The organism is Henriciella marina DSM 19595 (genome assembly GCF_000376805.1).
Classification (GTDB): domain Bacteria; phylum Pseudomonadota; class Alphaproteobacteria; order Caulobacterales; family Hyphomonadaceae; genus Henriciella; species Henriciella marina.
Window position 1 is genome coordinate 1066449 of sequence record NZ_AQXT01000002.1, and the last position, 22639, is coordinate 1089087.

Annotated in this window: 21 protein-coding genes; all 21 read left to right on the forward strand. The window is 53.0% G+C overall.

What is annotated here, in order from left to right; all coding sequences use genetic code 11:
• The first annotated feature begins 9 nt into the window (after positions 1-9).
• A complete protein-coding gene (locus F550_RS0105290) occupies positions 10-801 on the forward strand; it encodes a metallophosphoesterase family protein (RefSeq protein WP_040500451.1) in 792 nt (263 codons plus the stop codon).
• Positions 802-895: 94 nt separating this feature from the next.
• Positions 896-1390, forward strand: coding sequence for a hypothetical protein (locus F550_RS19090; protein ID WP_156807824.1), 495 nt, complete (start codon positions 896-898; stop codon positions 1388-1390).
• A 299-nt stretch (positions 1391-1689) separates the two neighbouring features.
• A complete protein-coding gene (locus F550_RS0105300; RefSeq protein WP_156807825.1) occupies positions 1690-2529 on the forward strand; it encodes a hypothetical protein in 840 nt (279 codons plus the stop codon).
• Positions 2530-2817: 288 nt separating this feature from the next.
• Entirely contained in the window at positions 2818-3939 is a 1122-nt protein-coding gene (locus tag F550_RS0105305; RefSeq protein ID WP_026180588.1) for a glycosyltransferase family 4 protein, read from the forward strand.
• A 309-nt stretch (positions 3940-4248) separates the two neighbouring features.
• Positions 4249-4626 carry a MarR family EPS-associated transcriptional regulator gene (locus F550_RS16950; RefSeq protein WP_040500452.1) on the forward strand — a complete coding sequence of 126 codons (378 nt, stop codon included), beginning with the start codon at positions 4249-4251 and terminating at the stop codon, positions 4624-4626.
• Positions 4627-4674: 48 nt separating this feature from the next.
• Positions 4675-5691, forward strand: coding sequence for an SDR family NAD(P)-dependent oxidoreductase (locus F550_RS0105315; protein ID WP_018147493.1), 1017 nt, complete (start codon positions 4675-4677; stop codon positions 5689-5691).
• A 7-nt stretch (positions 5692-5698) separates the two neighbouring features.
• Positions 5699-6973 carry a Vi polysaccharide biosynthesis UDP-N-acetylglucosamine C-6 dehydrogenase TviB gene (gene tviB, locus F550_RS0105320; RefSeq protein WP_018147494.1) on the forward strand — a complete coding sequence of 425 codons (1275 nt, stop codon included), beginning with the start codon at positions 5699-5701 and terminating at the stop codon, positions 6971-6973.
• Complete coding sequence (locus F550_RS0105325) at positions 6973-7530, forward strand: GNAT family N-acetyltransferase (RefSeq protein WP_018147495.1); 558 nt, start codon at positions 6973-6975, stop codon at positions 7528-7530. Before tviB ends, F550_RS0105325 begins: the two co-directional genes overlap by 1 nt.
• Positions 7475-8284 (forward strand): WxcM-like domain-containing protein, encoded by an 810-nt coding sequence (locus tag F550_RS19095; protein ID WP_156807827.1) that lies wholly within the window; start codon positions 7475-7477, stop codon positions 8282-8284. Before F550_RS0105325 ends, F550_RS19095 begins: the two co-directional genes overlap by 56 nt.
• A complete protein-coding gene (locus F550_RS0105335; protein ID WP_018147497.1) occupies positions 8281-9378 on the forward strand; it encodes a DegT/DnrJ/EryC1/StrS family aminotransferase in 1098 nt (365 codons plus the stop codon). Before F550_RS19095 ends, F550_RS0105335 begins: the two co-directional genes overlap by 4 nt.
• Positions 9375-10889 (forward strand): O-antigen translocase, encoded by a 1515-nt coding sequence (locus tag F550_RS0105340; RefSeq protein ID WP_018147498.1) that lies wholly within the window; start codon positions 9375-9377, stop codon positions 10887-10889. Before F550_RS0105335 ends, F550_RS0105340 begins: the two co-directional genes overlap by 4 nt.
• Complete coding sequence (locus tag F550_RS0105345) at positions 10886-11917, forward strand: glycosyltransferase (RefSeq protein WP_018147499.1); 1032 nt, start codon at positions 10886-10888, stop codon at positions 11915-11917. The genes F550_RS0105340 and F550_RS0105345 overlap by 4 nt, the downstream gene beginning before the upstream one ends.
• A 336-nt stretch (positions 11918-12253) precedes the next feature.
• Positions 12254-12979 carry a polysaccharide pyruvyl transferase family protein gene (locus F550_RS18840; protein ID WP_169332247.1) on the forward strand — a complete coding sequence of 242 codons (726 nt, stop codon included), beginning with the start codon at positions 12254-12256 and terminating at the stop codon, positions 12977-12979.
• A 262-nt stretch (positions 12980-13241) separates the two neighbouring features.
• On the forward strand, positions 13242-14219 hold the full coding sequence (locus tag F550_RS0105350; protein WP_018147500.1) for a glycosyltransferase family 2 protein: 978 nt from the start codon (positions 13242-13244) through the stop codon (positions 14217-14219).
• Positions 14220-14295: 76 nt separating this feature from the next.
• Positions 14296-14769 (forward strand): acyltransferase, encoded by a 474-nt coding sequence (locus tag F550_RS19290; RefSeq protein ID WP_233348997.1) that lies wholly within the window; start codon positions 14296-14298, stop codon positions 14767-14769.
• 322 nt (positions 14770-15091) lie between these two features.
• Positions 15092-16204 (forward strand): glycosyltransferase, encoded by a 1113-nt coding sequence (locus F550_RS0105365; RefSeq protein WP_156807828.1) that lies wholly within the window; start codon positions 15092-15094, stop codon positions 16202-16204.
• Positions 16205-16256: 52 nt separating this feature from the next.
• The gene (locus tag F550_RS0105370; RefSeq protein WP_018147503.1) at positions 16257-17342 is read left to right on the forward strand and encodes a glycosyltransferase; all 1086 of its coding nucleotides are present in this window, start codon (positions 16257-16259) and stop codon (positions 17340-17342) included.
• A complete protein-coding gene (locus F550_RS0105375; protein WP_083910918.1) occupies positions 17339-18376 on the forward strand; it encodes a glycosyltransferase family 4 protein in 1038 nt (345 codons plus the stop codon). Before F550_RS0105370 ends, F550_RS0105375 begins: the two co-directional genes overlap by 4 nt.
• 49 nt (positions 18377-18425) lie before the next feature.
• Entirely contained in the window at positions 18426-20405 is a 1980-nt protein-coding gene (asnB, locus tag F550_RS16955; protein ID WP_083910919.1) for an asparagine synthase (glutamine-hydrolyzing), read from the forward strand.
• 129 nt (positions 20406-20534) lie between these two features.
• A complete protein-coding gene (locus F550_RS0105385) occupies positions 20535-21494 on the forward strand; it encodes an EpsG family protein (RefSeq protein WP_169332249.1) in 960 nt (319 codons plus the stop codon).
• Between the two features lie 231 nt (positions 21495-21725).
• On the forward strand, positions 21726-22535 hold the full coding sequence (locus F550_RS0105390; protein WP_018147507.1) for a hypothetical protein: 810 nt from the start codon (positions 21726-21728) through the stop codon (positions 22533-22535).
• The last annotated feature ends 104 nt before the right edge of the window (positions 22536-22639 follow it).

Sequence of the window (22639 nt, forward strand, 5' to 3'; positions counted from 1 at the left end):
AAGCCGATCATGCTTCGATTTCTATCGAAAACTGTGGATAAGTCTGTGGACACCCATCGGCCATCGGCCCCCGCCGGAAAGCGTGCGTACGCAATCGGTGATGTACACGGACGGCTGGATTTGCTGAATGACCTTCTCGCGCAGATAGAGGACGATATTGCCGGGCGGCGACCCAAACAGACCCACATCATTTTTCTTGGAGATCTGATTGATCGCGGGCCTCACTCCCGCCATGTCGTTGAGCGCCTGATAGACTATGCGCCTTCGAACGCAAGCTGCCATTTTCTGATGGGCAACCATGAGGAAGTTCTTGTTCGAGGCCTGCGCGGCGAACCCCATCTTCTGGACGGCTGGATCCAGCATGGCGGCGATACAACCGCTGAAAGCTATGGCGTCGATGCCGCCTATCTGCGCAGCCAGGGCGATGATGCTTTGGAACATGCACTTCTCTCAGCGATCCCCGAAAGCCACATTCGCTTCATGGCTGGATTTCTCGACAGCATACAGTTTGGTGACTATCTCTTGGTGCATGCGGGTATCCGACCCGGCACCCCTCTTGACGACCAAAGCCCGAGCGACATGCGGTGGATCCGAAAGGAATTTTTGGAAAGCACCCGCCAACATGGCAGCATGATCGTTCACGGTCACTCCGTCGAGGAAAAGATCATGCCGCGCTCCAATCGGATCGGGCTAGATACGGGCGCATATCGCACGGGAATTTTGAGCGCCGTCCGTTTGGAGGGCGATCAAGCCGATTTTATCCAGTCGCGCGAGCACTGTGCGGCGCGGACCCAATCCTAGGCGATTGTAAAGATTTTGTAAATTTTTGCTATTGACACGTATACAAGTTGCCGAACGTGCGGTATGACGTGGTTGAGCTTAAAGGAGCGTTCCAATGCGCCTAACACTACAAGTATCTATTCTGGCGCTCGCCCTGGGTGGGGCAGTCCAAGTTTCACACGCACAGAGTGGGACCCAAACCGCTGCGACGCAAACGGTCGCACAACAAGGGTCTGTAACTGGTCTTTCCAGCGAAGTCGGTTCGGTTATCGTTATTCGCGATGGCCAGCCCTATTCGCTGTCTGAAGGGGATGCGCTCTTTGAAGGTGATATCATTCAAACTCGTCCCGAGTCCGCTGCGACTCCAGGCACAGTGACCCTAACCATTGGCGGCTGCGAACAGGTTCTTCAACCTGGTCAGCAAATTGTTGTAAACGCCGCATTCTGTAATACGCCCGCCACGGCGCTTACAGCTGAGCAGATCGTTACGCTGGGCGGCGTGACAGCTCCGCCTATTGGTGCTGCTGGTATTATTGCAGGTGCCGTTGCAGCAGCTGGCGCGGCCGCTGCTGCTGCCGATGATGATGATGGAACACCGGTTAGTCCATAGTTTGGTCATCTAGTTACCAGTTCTCGAAAAGGCGTGCCAAGATGGCACGCCTTTTTTCGTGTAATACTGCTTAGATATCCGAGCTTTCAAAGCTTACTCTTCGCAGCGGCCCGGCACCATAATACTCTGAAATGATTGAGCTTTCTAACAAGAGCGTCGACACTCTTAAGTGGCGATACTCTAAAAGCTTAATGATTTCAAACCATTCGGGGCTAAATTGCCCTGAGCGCTTCAAGCGGCCATTATCCCAGCTTTCGTACATCTACATCTACCAACTCAAAGAAGTCGGGATGATGGACATGACGAAGAACAAGTTTTCACGCCTAAAAATGATGAGCTCTCTCTGGATCTCATCCCTGCTGGCCGGCTGCATGACCGTCGCCCCGCTTGAGCCTGTAAAGAATGCCCCCCTCGAGTTTCGCGGTGACAATACAGTCGCGGTTGAATTCGTGTCGCCCATGCTGGTCGGGGCAAGATGCGCCCAGCGCGGCGCCCACATCTTCGGCGTACCGCAGCTAAGCTCCATGGGCTGTGGCGACGGGCGCATGATCACAATGCCCAATCCATGCCAGACGATCACGTCCGGCTGGTACGCCCGCCTCCTCTGCCATGAACTCGCCCATGCGAATGGTTGGAGCCGCACCCACGAAGGCGGCAGTTATCTGCCCGACGAGATGGCCGGTGTAAATCCACAAGCGATCGCTCTGTCAGAGTCCACAATCGCAAGCTTCGAAGAAGCCGGCGCACTAAAGCCTGCAAGTCAATCACCTCAAGCACTCGCGCTTGCAGAGGCTCGTAGCCAGGCGGCTGGCGCTGAAGCTGCGCCCGAAGACGCTAGGATGCTCATCGCCTCGGCCCCGCACGAGCAGACCGCTCAGGAAACTGTGACCCAAGAGGCGCAGGCAGAAACTGAGTTTAGCTCACGCGTCCAGCTCGCAAGTACATCGAAAGAGCTTCAACCCTCAGTGGCGATATTTACCGAACAGGCTGCCTCAGCCACCGCAGAGATCGGTCTGCGCGCCAAAATAGTCTTGGGCAACAAAGGTTTGTCCACAGTAGAGCCGGCCGCCTTCACGATAGCGCAGCCCATATCAACGACACCCGATCAGGCCGATACTATACTCTCAGGCGACAGCTAGTGACTCTGCGGTCCTGCGACACGGATGCCCAGATGCCGTAGCGCCTTTTCCGAGAAGGAGTGGCCACTGCAGTGACGGAGGCGCATCAGGTACAGAGCACTTTCGCTGACTACCGCCTAGGAATTTGTTGGGCGGGGAACACCAGCCAGCGACCGGTGGCACTGAGCCCGTGAGACCGAAAAGAGGGTTCTTGTCTAGAAACGGGTCCGTCTCAGACTGTTACAGTGTCCATTAATGGTGTTAGAAGGCTCGAAGTCTCAGGCAGGTAGGTTCAGTGGGTTCGTTTACATGCACGTTCTGGTAACTGCCAACACGGCGTGGAATATTTGGAACTTTCGGAAACCGATCGTATCTTCCCTATTGGATGAAGGACATTCAGTTACCGTTTTTGCACCGCCAGATAGTAGCGTTGCGAATCTTGAGTCATTGGGTTGCGCGTATCTTCCACTGGAGATGGATGCAAAAGGCCTGAGCCCGATAGACGGATTGAAACTGACAAATCGCTTCAAGCAGACCTTTCGAGAAACTCAACCCGACATTGCGCTGAGCTACACGATCAAAAATAATCTGTTTGGTGCGATTGGCGCTCGGGCCGAAAATATTCCATTTATTCCAAATGTGACAGGACTGGGCACCGCTTTCCTTTCCGGCCGGATGCTTGAAAGAGTGGCGAAGTTTCTCTATCGGCACGCATTCGCCGCACTACCGGTCGTTTTTTTTCAGAACGAGGATGATCGAACGCTCTTCCTGCAGCAAGATATGGTCAGCCCCCAACAGGCTCGCTTGCTACCAGGCTCGGGGATTGATCTTGATCATTTTCCTGAAACCGCCCTGCCCTCCACCACCGATGCGCCCATCTTCCTGATGATCGCCAGACTGTTGCGAGATAAGGGGGTGATCGAATTCGTCGAAGGGGCCCGGATAGTTAAAAAAGATTATCCAAAATCTCGCTTTCAACTGCTCGGCGCAATCGGGTCCGAAAACCGCACCGCAATCGATGCAACGATGGTTGAGGAGTGGGTCGCCGAAGGTGTTGTCGAGTACCTCGGAACCACGGATGATGTTCGCCCTGTGATCACAGCAGCTTCTTGCGTCGTCCTACCATCCTACCGCGAAGGCGCGCCGCGAACATTGATCGAGTCAGCCGCAATGGCTCGTCCGGTAATCACAACCGATGTGCCCGGCTGCAGAGCCATTGTCGATGACGGAATTTCCGGTCTGCTCTGCGAAGTTCGCAATAGCAAAAGTCTCGCATCAGCAGTCAAAGCGTTCCTAAAACTTTCCGCTGAGGCTCAAAAAGAGATGGGGCGGGCCGGTCGAAAAAAAATGATGAACGAATTCGATCAAGAAATCGTCGTGCAAGCCTATCGCGATGCTATTTTTGAGCTCCTTGCTAAGCCAAAAACCTAATACCCTAATGTTGATCAATGCTGCGTTCACAAGCCAAGCGGTTCCTTACGCAGAAATTCTTAGCACCAGCGCAGCAGGCCAAAGATCGACGTTTGGCTTGTAGTTTGCATCGAGGCAAGAAACGCAGAAGCGTTGCAAGAATCTGTAACTTATCATTTCAAAAAGGTTCTTGTTGCGCTTTGCAGGCAGATTCGATATCGCTCAACTTTGAACGATGATGAATTGTCTGCCTTACATCGCAAGCATTGAGCTAACAAGGCACCGCAAGGTGAGTTCTTGTGCGGTAGCTTTAGAATTCCGTCCAATCAAATGACAACGCAGCGTGACAAGTTACGAGAAGATATACGTTTCCGGCTCCTCCGCCTTCTTCAGGACAGCCCGGAGATGAGCCAGCGTGATCTAGCCAAAGCCCTTGGCGTGAGTACAGGGGGCATCCATTACGCCCTCAGCGCTTTTCTCGAAAAAGGTCTCATCAAGCTTGGGAATTTCAGGGCAGCCAACGACAAGCGGCGTTATACCTACGCCCTTACACCCAAGGGCGTTGCCGCTAAGGCTGATCTTACCAGGCGGTTTTTGGCCCGGAAGGTCGCTGAGTATGAGCTTCTCAAAGCTGAAATCGAAGAGGTGGGAAGGGATGTTTCTGATCGTGAACTCGCCGAGATCAAAAAAGCATCCAAAGGAAACTAGCATGGACAGCGTGTTTAAGAATGATTGCAAATCCCAGTGAGCAACTCGATGAACAATAGACGCATCCTCGTTACCGGCACGGCGGGTTTTATCGGCTTTCACCTCGCCAAGCTGCTACTTTCCGAAGGGTGTCGGGTTCAAGGCTATGATGGCATGACGGACTATTATGACGTCAGCCTAAAACGCCGACGCCATGAGATTCTTCTGGAACACCAGAATTTTTCTACCACTGAAGGCATGCTGGAAGATCAAGCGACGTTCGATGAACTAGCGGACCAGTTCCAGCCAGATGTGATTGTGCATCTCGCAGCTCAAGCCGGCGTACGCTACAGCTTTGAAAACCCCAGAGCCTACATAAACTCCAATGTGATCGGCACTTTCAATGTCATGGAGGCGGCTCGTCGTCTTGGCGTTCAACACTTGCTTATCGCATCGACTTCCTCGGTTTACGGTGCCAATACAGAAATGCCGTTCAGCGAAATGGAAAAAGCCGACACTCAGCTGACGATGTATGCCGCAACGAAGAAGGCAAATGAGAGTATGGCGCACTCCTATGCGCATCTCTATGATTTGCCGACAACCATGTTTCGTTTTTTCTCGGTATACGGAACCTGGGGCCGGCCCGACCTCGCCCTTTATAAGTTTGTCGACGCTATGCTCGATGGGCGGCCGATCGACATCTACAATCATGGCGAAATGTATCGTGATTTCACCTATGTCGACGATCTCGTTCGGGCGATCCGCCTTCTTGTTGATGCGGTTCCGGTGCGCCCCTCTACCGGTATAGTACCAGATGGCGACAGTCTTTCCCCGGTCGCGCCGTTCCGCATTGTCAACATCGGCAATTCAGAGAAAATACGCCTTCTGGATTTCATCGACGCGATTGAGGAATGTCTTGGCATAAAGGCAATCCGCAACGGCATGGAAATGCAGACAGGTGACGTGCCAGCGACCTGGGCAGATACCCAATTGCTCCGAACTCTGACTGGTTATCAGCCGCAGACCGACTTCAAAGACGGCATCGCGCGCTTTGTTGATTGGTTTCGCGACTATTACGGGAAGTAACACACCGATGATGACGCCCGAAAGCAAACTTGCCATTGTCGGCCTCGGTTATGTCGGCCTGCCTCTCGCTGTCGAGTTTGGCAAGAAGCGCATAACAATCGGTTTTGACATATCCGAAAGTAGAATTTCAGAGCTAAAACAGGGCAAGGACCGGACCCGAGAGGTCGAAGCTGACGAACTCGCTTCGGCAAGGCACCTACAATTCACGTCCGATCTAGAGCTGATCCGGGATGCACAAGTATACATCGTAACAGTCCCCACACCGATAGACGCTCACAAACGTCCGGACCTGACGCCGCTTCTAAAAGCATCCGAGACAGTTGGGAAAGTGCTCAAAAAGGGCGACACGGTAATTTATGAAAGCACAGTCTATCCCGGCGCCACTGAAGAAGACTGTGTACCCGTACTGGAACGCGTGTCCGGTCTGACTTTTAACGAGGACTTCTTCTGCGGTTACAGTCCGGAGCGGATCAACCCAGGCGACAAACTTCACCGCCTGACTACAATTGTGAAGGTCACGGCAGGCTCTACTCCCGACGTCGCAGATGCCGTGAATGAGCTTTATGCAAGCATTGTGACCGCAGGCACTCACAAAGCTGAAAGCATCAAGGTCGCCGAGGCAGCCAAGGTTATAGAAAACACACAGCGCGATCTCAATATCGCGCTTGTGAATGAGCTCGCGATGATCTTCAACCGGATGAATATTGATACCGAGGCGGTCCTCAAAGCGGCTGGTACGAAGTGGAACTTTCTCCCTTTTCGCCCAGGCTTGGTCGGCGGCCACTGTATTGGTGTTGACCCCTACTACCTCACCCACAAGGCCGAAGCTCTCGGCTACCACCCGCAGATCATCCTCGCCGGCCGGCGCATCAATGACGGCATGGGCGCCTATGTTGCGGGCCAATTGGTCAAGTCCATGCTGAGGCGCCGGATACAGGTCGAAGGATCCCGCGTGCTTATCCTTGGCCTAACCTTTAAAGAAAATTGCCCGGATATGCGCAATACCCGCATCATCGACCTGGTTTCGGAATTGCGCGACTACGGCATTGAGGTGGACGTGCATGATCCTTGGGTCGACCCGACCGAGGCCAGACAGGAGTATGGTCTGGAATTGGTCGAAACGCCGGAATCTGACGCATATGATGGTGTGATCTTGGCCGTGGCCCATGACAGCTATCGCGAGGCAGGTGCAATGTCACTGCGCAGCTACGGCCGCCCTGACCATGTATTGTGCGACTTAAAAAGCGTCCTTGCCCGCGATGAGAGCGATCTGAGACTGTGATGGACTCGTCGTCACTCGCCCGGATTGAGGGGCCCAATCTGCGGCTTCGGCTGATGGACCCTGAAGATGCGGCCTATGTTTATGGCCTGCGGACCAACCCACTTTACAATAGTCATCTGTCCAAAGTGACGGGCAGCGTTGATGATCAGCGCCAGTGGATTGAGCAGTACAAAACACGTGAAGCCGCCGGGCGAGAGTTTTACTATGTGATCGAACGGAAAGACCGCAAGCGGTGCGGCCTTGTGCGGCTCTACGATATCGAAGCAGACCGCTTTACTTGGGGAAGCTGGATCCTCGATGAGAACAAGCCGCATAAGGCGGCGCTCGAAAGTGCAGTTCTGTCATTTGGGGTCGGCTTTGACTTGATGCAGCGGGATTTGGCAAAAGTTGATGTGCGTTTGGAGAACTCACACGCCGAGGCTTTCTACCGTCGGCTGGGGATGACCGAAACCTGCCGGACGGATCAAGATATTTACTTCATCTATTCGAGAGCGCAGTTCCATGCTGACAAAGCAAATTACCTCTCGCTTCTCTCGCTGGGGAAACCAAGTGGTTAATTCATGGCAAAACAGCATTCTTCCAGAGAGTGCCCAAATTTCCGAGAGCGCCACCATCGGCCCCCGCGTCATTTTAGCCGGTGATGGCATCGTTTTACGAGATCATGTTCGATTAGATGCAGCCTGCGTGATTGGTGAGGGCGTGACCGTCGGTCAAGGGGCTTGGGTCCGTGCCGGTGCAGTTGTCCTACGGTCTGTTCCTCCAAATGCCATCGTCGAGGGCAATCCGGCGCAGGTAGTTGGCTACCTCAATGGTACAAATCCAAGCACGCGCCCTGATCCGAGGCTTATCGACATTCACGGCTTCGAGCATATGGATCGCCCAGCACGAGTACCTCTAAAGGTTGGGGGCAGCGCACTATACCTAATGAGACGGGTTGCCGATGCGCGGGGAGCGCTAACTGTGGGCGAAGTGCCGACCGAAGTGCCATTCACCCCAGCTCGGTATTTTGCTGTCTTCGACGTGCCCACGGTAGAGTTGCGCGGCGAACACGCCCACAAGCAGTGCCAACAATTTTTGATCTGCTTACATGGCTCATGTAGGATTCTGTTGGATGATGGTTATCAACGCTGCGAGGTCGTGCTTGATCGCCCGGACATGGGTGTGTTCATGCCAGAGATGATCTGGGGCACTCAATATCGCTATAGTGGTGATGCGGTTTTGCTCGTATTCGCTTCGCACTCATATGAAGCAGAAGACTACCTTCGCACTTATGACGATTTCCTTTCCGAACGGGAAAGGCGGATGACATGAAGATTCCCTTTCTTGACCTTGGTGCCCCCTACCGCGAGCTCAAGCCAGAGATCGACGCCGCTGTTTCTCGCGTGCTTGAAAGTGGATGGTACATTTTGGGGCCTGAGGTCGAGGCATTTGAGAACGAGTGGGCGTCCTATTGTGGCGCGAAGCATGCGGTCGGACTGGCCAATGGTCTTGATGCGTTGACCTTGGCTCTGCGCGCCCTCGACATCGGAGCGGGCGATGAGGTTATCGTGCCATCCAACACCTATATCGCCACCTGGTTGGCAGTATCGTCTGTGGGCGCCACCCCTGTACCAGTGGAACCGGACCAGGCAACCTACAATATCGACCCGACGCGGATCGAGGCTGCGATCACCCAACAAACTCGCGCACTGTTACCCGTGCATCTGTATGGACAGCCTGCCGATCTTGACCCGATCCTTGATTTGGCGCGCCGACGAGGTCTGTATGTGATCGAAGACGCGGCGCAGGCTCATGGTGCACGCTACAAGGGCCGGCGTATAGGGGCCCATGGCGATATCGTGTGCTGGAGCTTCTATCCTGGCAAGAACCTCGGCGCGCTCGGCGATGCTGGCGCCATCACCACAAACGATGCCAGCCTGGCAGAGCGGGTGGCGCTTCTCCGCAACTATGGCTCTCGGCAAAAATACGTGAACGAAGAGGCTGGCGTGAACTCCCGCCTAGACCCGTTGCAGGCCGCTGTATTGCGAGTGAAACTTCGGGTGCTGGACGCTTGGACCGACCGTCGCCGCGACGTGTCGGCCGCTTATGCCGAGGGTCTGAAGCAAACCCGCTTGATCCTGCCCCATGTTCCAGACTGGGCAGAACCAGTCTGGCACCTTTACGTGGTCCGCACGCCAGAGCGCGATGCTCTACAGGCAAGACTGACCGAGGCAGGTGTCGGTACACTTATCCACTATCCTATCCCACCTCACATGCAGGCTGCATATGCCCAGCTTGGGATCGCGCCCACCGTTCTACCGCTGGCCCGCAACATAGCCGACGAAGTGCTCAGCCTGCCTATGGGGCCACAATTGGGCCTGAAAAATGTTCGTGAGGCTATCATGCAGATTCAGAATTTTAAATGAGCATCGCTGGATCCTCCAGCTCACGCGGACTTATCAAGTCGATGCTAGTTATCGGCTCTGCACAGGCCGTTAACATCCTGATTTCGATTGGCAGGATGAAGGTTCTGGCCGTTCTGCTGGGGCCCGGTGGTGTGGGCCTGTTTAGCATCTACAACAACTTACAAGGCATGGTGAAGCAAACTGCAGGCCTCGGCATGGGGTCCAGCGGTGTTCGGGAAATCGCCTCATCCCGCGGGGAGGAGATCACGCTGAGCCGTGTGCGCCGCGTCCTCTTTGCCGCCCATCTGGTGCAGGGCGCTCTCGCCATGGTGGCCGTCTGGCTTTTGCGTGAGCCGATTGCTACCTGGCTGTTTGGGGATACAGCCCATACGACAGAGGTCGGGCTGATCGGGATCGCTATTTTTCTGGCGCTCCTTGGTACTGCACAGACAGCACTGTTGCACGGATTGCGCCGGATTGCAGACCTCGGCCGCATCAGCGTGCTCGGAGCCTTTATCGGTACTATAGCTGGGCTTGCCGCAGTCTGGTTGTGGGGCGAAAGCGGACTGATCTGGTTCATCCTCGTTCAGCCGCTGGCCACAGTTCTGATTGCCCTGCACTACACGCGTCGCCTACCCAAACCTACGGCTTCCAACCTATCGGTTGTCGAGATCTGGAATATCTGGAGACCAATGGCGAAGCTCGGTGCCGCCTTCATGCTGGGAGGGCTGGCCACAACAGCGACACTGCTGTTGGTGCGCGGGCGGATTTCCCAAGAGCTGGGCCTGGAAGCGGCTGGACATTTTGCCGCCGCGTGGGGAATTACCATGACCTATGTAGGCTTCCTCCTCGGGGCGATGGGGGCCGATTATTATCCTCGGCTGAGTGAGGTGATCCACGACCGGGTAGCGGCGGTTCGCTTAATGAACGACCAAGCGCAGCTGGGCCTCGCTATCGGTGGACCGGTACTTCTGCTGCTCATCGGACTGGCACCTTGGGTGATCACCCTGCTTTATTCGGAAGAATTCAGGCCTGCAGTTACGCTGCTGCAATGGCAGACGGTGGGCAACGTGTTCAAACTGGCAAGTTGGGCTATGAGCTTTTCCATCGTGGCTGCTGCCCGCGCCAAGACGTATTTTTTTATGGAGATTACCTTTAACATCGTTTTTCTCAGCATGGTGATGATCCTGCTGCCGAGGGTCGGCCTAAATGTGACAGCCTATGCATTTGTAGCGGGATATGCTGTCTATCTTGTCACCGTATACATGCTCGCCCGCCACATAAACGGATTTCGATTCCAGCCGCTCTCGCTCGGTCTGCTGGGCGTGCATTCTGGGCTGGCGGTCGGACTATTGCTCTTGGCGCTGATGACCCCGGTCGCGGCGGCGGTGGCCTCGCCTCTGTTAGCCTCGGCGACAGGACTCTTAGGGCTCCGCGTGGTGCTCATCAAGATCGGTCCCGGCGGCCGCCTCACCTCGCGCTTCGCCCGCCTTTACGCCACACTCGGCTGGCCCATTCCGGAGACACCATGACAGACCCCACCGATCATCGGCCGCTAGTCACGTTTGCGCTTATTGCCTTCAATCAGGAGAAATACATTGGCGAGGCGGTGGAGAGCGCGTTCTCACAAACCTACGAGCCGCTGGAAATTATCCTCTCTGACGACTTCTCAAGCGACAAAACCTATGCGCACATGAAAGAATTAGCGAATAAATACTTCGGCCGCCACAAAGTTATTCTTAGACGCAACTGCAAAAATCTCGGTTTAGCTGATCATATTAACAACGTGATGGCAGCCTCCACGGGACGGCTAATCGTTATTGCTGCCGGTGATGACATCTCTGTTCCCGAGCGAACGAGTACTCTGACAAACTACTGGCTGTCAAATGGTAAGTTTAGTGGATCAATATATTCCAATTTCAGATCCATCAGTGAAGAAGGAGCCCTCTATCCGCACAGTAAGCGTCTAGAACCTTTTAAGACCAAATTGTCGGACAAAAATATATCTATGCTAAATAATTTTTCCGGAATTTCTGGCTGCAGCCATGCCTGGACCAGAGACGTCTTCGACATTTTCGGGCCGCTAAACAGCAACGTTGCACATGAAGATGTCTCGATACCATTGCGATCACTTCTTATTGGTTCGGTAGGTTTTTTACCTAAGGAGCTTGTGTACTATAGAAAAACAAGTGGAAGCATAACCCGAAAGAAATTTTCCAGTTCTAATGAAAGGTTTGCGAAGATGGCTGCCTATTGGGAAGGCCGCATTGCAATGTTTGAGCAACTATCATCGGATATGGATAAAATTAGAAAACTCAAATCTGTACCCGCTGAAGACTTGAACTGGCTTGGAGCTCAATCAACTAAGGCAAGGAAGTATGCTCATCAGCAAAGTAAACTATATAAGAGTAAATTTTTGTATAGAATGGCAGTGAGCATTAATCCACTCTCAGCACTTTCACTTCGTGATCGAATTAAGTGGATAATTATTTCAATTTTTCCAATAGTATACGGAAAATATAGAAGAGAATATCGTAATTTACCACTGGAACAGCGATAATCGTGAGCATTTGACTTAATATTCGGCCGTTTTTCAATTAATTTAGTGCTTCATCTACTTCTACTCCATCAATAAGATAATTATGTCTGGAAATTCGATCACACGATACTGGGAAGGTTGCGCACCAACCAATTATACTTTGGACTTATCGAAAAAAGGTGTCGCAAAGCATACCCAATGCACCGAACATGACCGTCTCAATTAAAAAACCACGAAAGATTACCTATGGCTATAGAAACGGTATCGCGATTTCTTGAGTGCGCGACAGGATTCGTTCAAGGTCGACCATTTATACATTACTATCACTCTCACAGAAATGTTGGAGATTTATTTAACTTGGATATTGTAAGTTTCTATGGCGACTCAAGAGCAATAAGAGTTCCAAAAATTCTGTCACATTTTAAGCATTACCTTATCATCGGAAGCATTGCACAACATGCCAACAAAAATAGCGTGCTGCTTGGCGCTGGCTTCATCGAACCTAACAATACAGAAGACACTCCTACTTTTGGAACTGTTAAAGTCGTTAGAGGTGAAATCACTAGAGAAGTTGTTCGAAATAAACGCGAGAACCCAAGAGACGATATACTTTTAGGTGACCCGGGCTTACTGATTTCTAAAGTTTATGGCGACGTTGAACGTAGTTCAGAATTTGAATTCGGCCTGGTGCTGCATGTGAGCGAAGCAGACAGCGAACTGGAGGAGATTGCTCAAAAAATGGGTGGGAAGCTAATTCGTGTCTCTCAAAGTCCAAAAGATTTTGCTAGAGAAATAAGTAGGTGTAAACGCATTCTTTCCAGCTCTCTCCACGGCATAATTTTTTCGGATGCTTTCAAAATTCCGAATGCTCGAATTAAGTTAACGAATCGAGTTGTTGGTGCTGATTATAAGTTTTCTGACTATTACTCTACAACCAATAGACCGTCCGACGATTTTGTAGACTTTCGAAACTCAAGCAAAGAAAAGTGTTTAATTTCTTCACTCTCGCGATGCAGCGTAGCAGAATATCGGTTTTCCCTTTGTGATATCGAATCATGCATTTCTGATAGTCTTAGACCGTAGTTATTTTGAATTTTCGTATATTAGAAAACATAATGCCATTCGATGCCGAATTCTGAGCGTAGCAAACATATATGAAGCTTATTGATCGCACTGTGCATGAGAGCATTTATTTGAATGTTAGTAGAAATACTATGAGACGAAGCAGCCTTAAAACTTTTGTATTTTTTATTTATTATTTCGGGGAAAATTGCTCAGACATTAGAATAAGTTGTTTTTATAGAAAATTGACCTTTCTGAGTTGAAAGAAATTGGAGATAATCGTTTGAGCCCTGCTATCTCTGTTATTACCCCCTCGTGGAACCGCGCTTCCTATTTGAAGAATGTATGGGAAGGGCTGGATGCGCAGGGCTTCGAAAGCTTTGAATGGATCGTCGCCAATGACGGATCAGAAGATGAGACGGTGGAGGTCGTACGCGCGCTTGCCTTAGAGTCTAATTTCCCCGTGACGCTGATTTGCGCCTCGCAGCGAGTGGGTAAATCGCGCATCGACAACGAGGCTGTTCGTGCCGCCCGGGGCGACTTCATTATTTGGTGCGATTCAGACGATGTCCTTTTGCCGGGTGCCCTGCAGACGTTAATCGACACTTGGCACAGCATCCCGGAGTCAGAGCGTGACCTCTTTTGCGGTGTCAGCGCGCTCTGCGATACAGAGGAGGGCGTTTTGGGCAACCGATTCTACAACTCGGATGCGCCGCTGGATATGATCTGGAATGAGATGTATCGTGCATTGCGTGCTGACTTGGTAATCTTCACCCGCGCTGATCTGGTGAGACAAACCCCGTTTCCAGAGGTGGATTTCCTGATCTCGGAATCCTCAGTCTGGAACAATATAGGCGTGCGCAAGACGCGCTTTCTGCCAGTCGTATTGAAGCGCAATCGATATGGTGAGGTCAATGCCATCTCCCATAGCGGGCACATGTCCTATAATCGTGGACACGCGCATGCGATTGCCCTGACCAAACCCCATCTAGCCCCCTTTCTTAGCCGAAAAGAGCAGTTGAGGCGCACAGTTAACTATTTGCGCTATTGTCAGCATGGGGAAATCTCGCTGAGTGAGGCGCTCAGGCTTTGGCGGGCTGATATGCGGGAAGTCGCGCTGCTTATAGTGATATGGCCAGCCGCACTTGCCCTATCATTCAAGGATCGTTTGCAAGGCAAGGTGCGCAAAACTCACCGGGAGTTTCTGGCGGCGCAGGCTGTCGCGACCGTAACGACTGAAAAGCTGAACCATGGCTCGTAGTGTCCTCACTCTAGCCTACGCAATCGTCCGGCTTATGCGATCGACGAGACAGCGCCTAAAAATCGTTGACCTTCGCATGCGCGGCGTAGTGGTGGATGGAAGCGCAATTATTCATCCGAAGGCAATATTCGAGCCGTCAGGAGGAAAAATCCACATAGGCGCCCGAACATTCATCGATGTCGGCGTTATCGTTAGGTCGCTAGGCGGTTTCGTCAAAATTGGAGACGACTGCTCAGTAAATGCCTATTCGGCTCTTTATGGTGGCGGCGGGCTAACGATTGGAGACAATACCCGCATCGCCGCCCATACGGTAATCGTGCCTTCCAATCATGTCTTTTCAAACGCTGATGCCCTCATTAAGGATCAAGGCCTGCAGCAATTGGGCATCACAATCGAGAACGACGTTTGGATAGGTGCTGGTGTTCGGGTGTTGGATGGTGTAGTTTTAGGAAGAGGTTGTGTTGTGGGCGCAGGTGCGGTCGTAACTAAATCGGTGCTACCACTCACCGTCGTGGGCGGGGTGCCCGCCAAGCAAATCGCATGTCGTTAGATCGTGGAACTTTTAGATACATAGCGGCGCAGTTTACCAGCCAAGAATGGCGCCATTACCTGAAGGTAACGATCTGGAAGCCAGCATAAGCCGTCGCTGCAACTGCTGGAACAATGCGGTCCTCGAAAGCTTCTTCGCTTCACTCAAAACCGCGCGGGTCAGGCGAAAGATTTACAAAGCGCCAGGACCTGTTCTCGATCGTAGCGAACTGCTGTACAATCTAAAGCAAAGGCTTGCAAATAACGAGAAGCTGTCACCTGCAGGGTTCGAGGCAAAAGAGAATGACCTCTTCAGGCGGTCACATTCGTAGAGGCACATCACAGTGACGCCTGAAGCGAAAACCGATATTCATGTCCTACTGATTGCGCCTTGCGTCAAGGAACGAGGCGGTCGTGAGCAATTATCTCGCTTGATCCTGGAAAATTTACGCTGCGTGACTGGGGATCGGGTGGAGATATTTCACCTCCCTTTTCCCCAAGTCAAAGCGAGTGTTCTGGAGCGTCTTTCGGGTCGAATCGACGGGATCACTGCGCAAATCGAAGCGAAACTCGTCAAGCGCGTGTCCCAACTCTCTCCGGATTGCATTTTCATCGAAGGCTCCAATCTGGGGCGCCTCGCAAGACTACTGCGCAAAACTGGCGTTACGCTCCCAATAGTAACTTTTTACCACAACGTTGAGTCTCATTTCTTTTTCGACGCGCTGAGGGCCGCCCCATCGGGGCATGCCCTAGGTGTGCTAATCGCAAATACCATCGCAGAACGCTGGGCCGCGAATTATTCCCAGCGTCGCGTCCTGCTTAACCAACGCGATGAACGGCTACATGCCCGTCTTTATCGCCGTCCTGGAACCGATATATTGCCCATGACTGTGCGCGATCAATACGATCCTGCGGCCGCGAAGGCAGCCCGCCCTTGGGATAAGCCATATGCCCTCTTTGTCGGCGGCAGTTTCTACGCCAATGTCGAGGGTATGGCGTGGTACGCTGAAAAGGTGGCCCCACACGCACCTCTGGACACGGTTGTGATCGGTAGGGGGATGGATCGACACTGCACCCGTCTAGAGAAATGGGGCGGTGTGAATGTAGTTGGCGAGGTTGATGAACTGGCGCGCTGGTATGCCCATGCGCAAATCATCATTGCGCCCATTTTGTCAGGCTCGGGCATGAAAACCAAAACAGCCGAAGCTCTGATGCACGGCAAGCCAATCGCAGGTACCGCCGAGGCCTTCGAAGGTTACAATCTGGTAGCACAAGACAGTCTTATCTGCTGCACGACGCCCGCGGATTTTCTGGAGGCTTTACAAGGATCTGTTTCGATGACAGCAGGATTTAATCCTAAATTGCGCGAGCAATACATCCAACACTATTCAGAAGGTTCAATGCGCGAAACGCTCAAAAATATCCTCGAAAACGCATGTCGCAATCAAATACCTTGAAATATCGAGATATCCCAAAAATCGCTTCAAACCTCATATCAGCCAAAATAACATGAAATTCACTGTAATAGTAGCGCGCTACGCTATTTCCGGCGTTCCCCTTGCCCAAGCTCGGCTCGCCAGCGCCCTCGCCGCACGCGGGCATGAGGTTGAACTGATAATAGGATATGTCGCCGAAGGCCTGCCGGTGCCAGAGTTAGATAACGTGCGCGTGATCCACCTCAACCGGCCTAAGGCGCGCAGTATCCTGTTCGACATGACGGATTATCTAAGGAAAGAAAAGCCCGATGCAATCTTCTCCGCCGAAGACCACCTCAACGCCGTCGTCATTGCGAGTGCGCTTTTGTCAGGCTCCAAGGCAAAAATCACCGGCTCGTCGCGAGTCAACCCGTTCGATACTTATAGCAAAAAGATACTGTCTAAACGCTGGTTTCTAAAACGTATGATGGGCGCGTTGATGTGGCGGGCAAATGCGCTAACCTGTGTATCGAAGGCAATGGTCGATCAATATCGAACGCTATTTCGCAATGCGCCGCATTCCTACGTCTATAATATAGTTGACACCCCTGCCGCTCGAGCCCGAATTGCCGAACCAGTAGATCACCCTTGGTTCACCGACAGAACCGTTCCCACTCTTGTTGCCGCCGGTCAACTCGGGCCATGGAAAGGTTTTTCCGATCTGATTGCCGCCGTGCATATCGTCGCGCAAAAACAACCCGTGCGCCTATCAATCTTTGGAGAAGGCGCACAGCGACCCGCCCTGCAAGCGCAGATTGATGCATTGGGGATGGGAGACAGCATTCGTCTGGAAGGGCATATATCCAACCCGCTCAAATATTTCGCCCATGCTGATGCTTTCGTGCTGTCCTCGCTGCTCGAAGGCATGCCCAATGTGCTGATTGAAGCGATGATGGCGGGCTGCACCCCCGTGGCCACCGATTGCCCCACCGGACCCCGCGAAATTCTCGAAAGCGGCCGATATGGCTATCTGGTGCCTGTTCAGGATCCTGAGGCGCTGGCCACCGGGATCGAGAACGCACTGCGCAGCCCCGTGCCCGCCGACGTTCTGGCAGAGGCGCTCAAACCTTTTCAAGAGGATGCTGTTCTCACTGAACATTTCCGGCTACTGGGCCTATGAAACGAGTTGTTCACCTCATTCCATACCACGCAATTGGTGGCGTAGAGATTGCCGCGCGTTCGTTGCCGACTGGGTGTCACGGAGGATTGGAGTTTGAGCGTAACTACTTGGTTAGCGCTCCCGATTCTTCTATTGAAGCAGGCGAATATCACGGACCGCCAATTTCGGTAAACAACCCACGCGCGTATTGGCACACTCTTTGGCGGTTGCATCGTGATCCGCCAGATCTTCTAGTGGTGTCCTTGTGGCGTAGCGCCTTGGTCTTGATTTGTTTAAAAATTCTGCGGCCTCGCATGACAATGGTCGTTTTTCTGCATCTCGCCCATAGCGTTCATTTTGTCGACAAGGCAGCAAACTGGGTCGCAATGTTTCTTTCCGACGCGATCTGGGCGGACTCGAGCGTCTCGCTTCAGCGACGCGTGCCGCGCTGGTTGCAAAAAAAAGGGCGGGTCGTTTCTTTTCTCTTGGACCGGCGGTCCTTGCCTGGACAACGCGACCCTACGCCCGAATTCATATTCTGGGGACGCCTCAACGCGCAGAAGGGCCTGGATCGGGCGCTTGATCTGGTTGCAGCCGTCAAACGACACCGGCAGGATGTACGATTTACGATCATTGGCCCACATGGGGGTGTGGAGGATCAACTGCTGGCACAGGTGGCAGAGTTGGGGCTGCGTGATCACGTAGTTTTCAAGGGTTCCATGCGGCATGATGATATCGCGGGAGCAGCAAATCATGCGTCCTTCTATCTGCAGACGAGTTTGCACGAAGGCATGGCAATGTCGGTTGTCGAGGCAATGCAGATTGGGCTCGTGCCGGTGGTGACCCCAGTTGGCGAGATTGCCAACTATTGTCATGATCAAAAGAATGCCGTCCTAGTCCACGAAGACGACGCCGCAGTAACCGCTGTCCTGGACTTGTTGTGGGATCCGGATCGATACAAACAGATGTCTTGCGCCGCAGCAAAATCCTGGCAGGCGAAACCGCTTTATCGAGATGATTTCCTCGAGGCCGCGAAAGAGCTAATCAAGCGTTGAGTGGTGCGACGTAGCCTTTTTGTCATCATCGTGCATCTGGAGAGCCGACATGTGTGGAATATGTGGAGTTTTGTCAGCCGGGCCAGATGCATCCTTGGCTGACACTGCACGCAAAATGGCTGATACATTGCGTCACCGCGGTCCAGATGATGCCGGTGTGTGGGCGGATTCCGATGTGGCCGTAGCACTGGGTCACCGGCGGCTTTCCATCATCGACCTCAGCCCTGCAGGAGCGCAACCTATGGTGTCGCCTTGCGGCCGTTATGTCCTCGCTTTCAATGGTGAGATTTATAACCACATGGTCATGCGTGACGATCTTGAACAAGTGGGTGCGGCACCTTCATGGCGGGGGAGTTCCGATACAGAGACATTGCTCGTTGCAGTCTCCCATTGGGGCCTTCACGACGCCTTGCAGCGTGCCTCTGGAATGTTTGCAGTGGCCTTGTGGGACAGGCAGGCGCAGGAGCTTCACTTCGCCCGCGATCGTTTGGGTGAAAAGCCACTCTACTTCGCGCGGCTTTCTGATGGCTGGGCCTTCGGATCGGAACTCAAGGCGTTGCTTGCCGTACCCAACTTTAAGGCGCATCTATGTCGCGAGGCCGTTGCCGCATATCTAACCTATGGCTATGTTCCTGACGGAAAATGCATATTTCAGAATGTGCAGAAAGTGCCGCCCGGTCATGTGACAAGCGTATCGTTGGTTGCCAGAGCACCCGTAAACCACCCTTATGAAACCTTTTGCGAGCTGCTTGATGGAGCAGTTGCACAGCGCGGCGTGGGGCAGCAGAGCGACAGCATAGACAGGCTTGAAAGGACATTGAGCGAAGTTATTGAAGAGCAAATGCTGAGCGATGTATCGCTGGGCTGTTTTCTGTCAGGCGGAGTAGATTCCTCCTTGGTGGCCGCTTTGATGCAGAGCCGGAGTGCGCAACCGGTACGTACGTTTGCCATCGGATTCAGCGAGGCGCGCTTTAATGAAGCCCCCCATGCCGCCGCGGTGGCCCGACACCTAGGGACCGAGCACACCGAATTCATTCTGTCAGAGCGGGACGCGCTTGGGGTCATCGGCGATTTACCGATAATCTACGACGAACCCTTTGCAGACTCTTCTCAGATTCCCACAGTCCTGTTGTGTCGCGAGGCGCGTAATTCAGTCTCGGTGGCTCTGACAGGGGACGGGGGCGACGAGGTCTTCGGAGGTTACAATCGTCACGTCATCGGGCCGCGGCTCCTGGCGATGTTACAATCCGTGCCGCGGGGCTTGCGCCGTACGGCAGGGCGGGTGATTTCGTCATGTGCCCCTGCGATCACGCCGGAGAATGGATGGCCGCGTCGTTTCGCATCAAGGATGCGCCTACCGGTAACAGCTCTCGACAAGGCGGCGAATTTTGCGCCATACTTGGGTGAAATCAATAACCTACAAGCGCTCTATCAACATTTCACCCGCAGCATTGATGATCCTGAAGACCTGATGCGGCACGCCACGACTTTAACGCTTCCGGAACAGGCTTTTTCAGTCGGAGGAGCGGAATGGATGATGGCCATGGACAGCGTCACATACCTGCCAGGGGATATATTGGTGAAGGTGGATCGTGCCGCAATGTCAGCGTCGCTTGAGACGCGGGCACCCTTTTTAGATTCGCGCGTGGTAACCGCTGCTTGGAGGTTGCCGATTGACATGAAGATCTCTGACGGCAGGGGCAAGCAGGCACTGCGATCAATCCTTGATCGGCATGTGCCTCGAGATCTTATCGAGCGTCCAAAACAAGGCTTTGCAGTTCCGTTGGATCGGTGGTTGCGTGGTGCCCTGCGGGAATGGAGCGAGAAGCTCTTGTCTGATGATGAGCTTGTTGATTTGGCCGGCCTGAAACTGACAAAAGTCCATGAATTGTGGGACCTGCACCAGTCTGGCAGCGCAAATAATGGCACCAAGCTGTGGACTATTTTGATGCTGCTAGACTGGTTGAGGCATTATCGTCATGACGTTGTCAGTACGCGTTCGGTGGACGTGCTTCCCGCGGTTTCCTGAAAGACCAAATCGATGCTGCCCTATTGGCTTTTCTTCATCATTCCCGCGCTTGCGGCTCTTGCGTCTCCCCCTCTGAGGGGAGTGCGGTCCGACGGGACACCACGCCCACTGCAAGTCGATGGAGCTTGGATGCTCGTGATTGTGGCGCTGACCGTCGTCATCGGGTTTCGCTTCAATGTTGGCGGTGACTGGCACAGCTATCTCCGATATCTATCCAGCTCCTATGAAATGACATATTCGGACCTCGGTGGCATGGAGGATCCGGGGTACTGGGCGCTCAATATTTTGGCGACGCAACTGGGCTTCGGCATCACAGGCGTTAACACTTTCGGTGCCTTCCTCTTCTCCATCGGCCTTGTCCTGCTCTGTCGAAGTCTATCCCGTCCATGGCTGGCGCTAGCCTGTGCTATGCCTTACCTCGTCACCGTGGTTTCCATGGGTTATACGCGGCAAGCGATCGCATTAGGATTGGTGATGATCGGTCTGGTTATGCTTGGCCGACAAAAGTTCGCGATTTTTGCGCTTTGGGTGTTAGCCGGGGCGCTATTTCATAAATCTGCGGTCGTGCTGATCCCAATAGCGCTTTTGACGGCGTCGAAAAACCGGTTTCTGACTTTGTCGCTTGTCGCTGCTGCGACGGCGCTGGGCTATTTCACTTTGCTGGAGGACAGCGCCACGCGTTTGGTCGCAACCTATGTGGACAAGAATATCGAGTCTGAGGGTGCTTTCATCCGTCTTGCAATGAACGCTGTTCCAGCCATTCTATTTTTGATCTATCGCAAGCGTTTCGCGCTCTCGCCAGCTGAAAAAAAACTTTGGCTAATCTTCTCACTTATGGCGATTTCTATGTTCTTTGCGTTTTTCGCAACAAATTTGAGCACCGCGCTCGACCGCATGGCGCTCTACATAATTCCTTTGCAACTAGTTGTATTCGCGCAACTTCCAGAAGCTATAGGCACCTCCGATCTGCGTAATAGACAATATATCGTCGCCTTGATACTTTTTTACTATGCCACAATCCTATTCGTCTGGCTCAATTTTGCAAATCATTCAACTTATTGGGTCCCATATCAAATCCGGATCGGTTAGCGGCGTGAGATGAACATTTTAGCGTAGCGCGAAGACCCTAAGAGACTACTAAAGCTACCGCGAACTCGACTTTTCGGCAAGATTAGGCTTTACACAATCGGCCGGTTGCGCTGAAAAATCTTCGCGAAGCCCAACTGTGTTTTGATTAATCGCAAGCAGATATTGCCGCAATGTCCCGCTGCTTGACGCTCTCAACAGTGGTCCGTCATAGAAAGCAGGGGAAGACATGTTATGAAAGTTTTATCCGTCACAAAGGATTGGGTGAAGCGATCACCGCTAGTTCACTCATACATATGGGCGAGACACCGCTTCTCCGCGACCCCACAGTCGCAAAGCAATGAGGCGAATATCCTCAACGAACTCACGCGGCGCGAGGCCGTACCACGATCGTTCGTCGAGTTCGGCTTTTCAGGCTGGGAATTCAATTGCATCGGTCTCGCACGCAATCTTTTGTGGGAGGGGCTTTTGCTGGATGGTGGCGACTACAATGTTAAAACGGCGAACCAGATCTACCATGACGGAATCGTTGCGAAGCGGCTCTGGATCACACGGGAGACCCTGGATGTGGTCTCAAGCTACGCGCAACATCGCGATCTCGGTATTCTATCCATCGACGTTGATGGCAATGACTACTGGTTTCTGAAAGACCTCATTCACTTACGTCCGGCGATCATCGTGTCGGAATTCAACGTCTCATTCGGCAAGCGCCCCCTCACCGTTCCCTACGATCCGAACTTTGATCGAATGTTGAAGCACAGCAGCGGGGAATACTATGGAGCCTCCATCACGGCATTGGATCAGCTGTGCCGACTGCACGGCTACAGCCTTATGTCGGTCAGCGCCAACGGGGTAAACGCCTTCTTCATGCGCGACGACCTCCTCAATCCGGAGGACGAACCGATGAACTTAGACACTATGAAGCTTTTGAAGCGGTACCCGGATGGTTCGAAGGCGCCCACCGCGCAATTTTGGGAGCAGATCAAACATCTTCCGTTCGTCGATGTAACCGGCGGAGATTCGGCCGGTATAAACATGCCGTAGTGTAGCTCCATTCTGGAGTGACGAACCACAATTCTACCATTTGGCCCGTTGGCAATAGTTTAGAACAGTTCCCGCTGCGGCTTGCATCTGAAATGGGGCGCCAG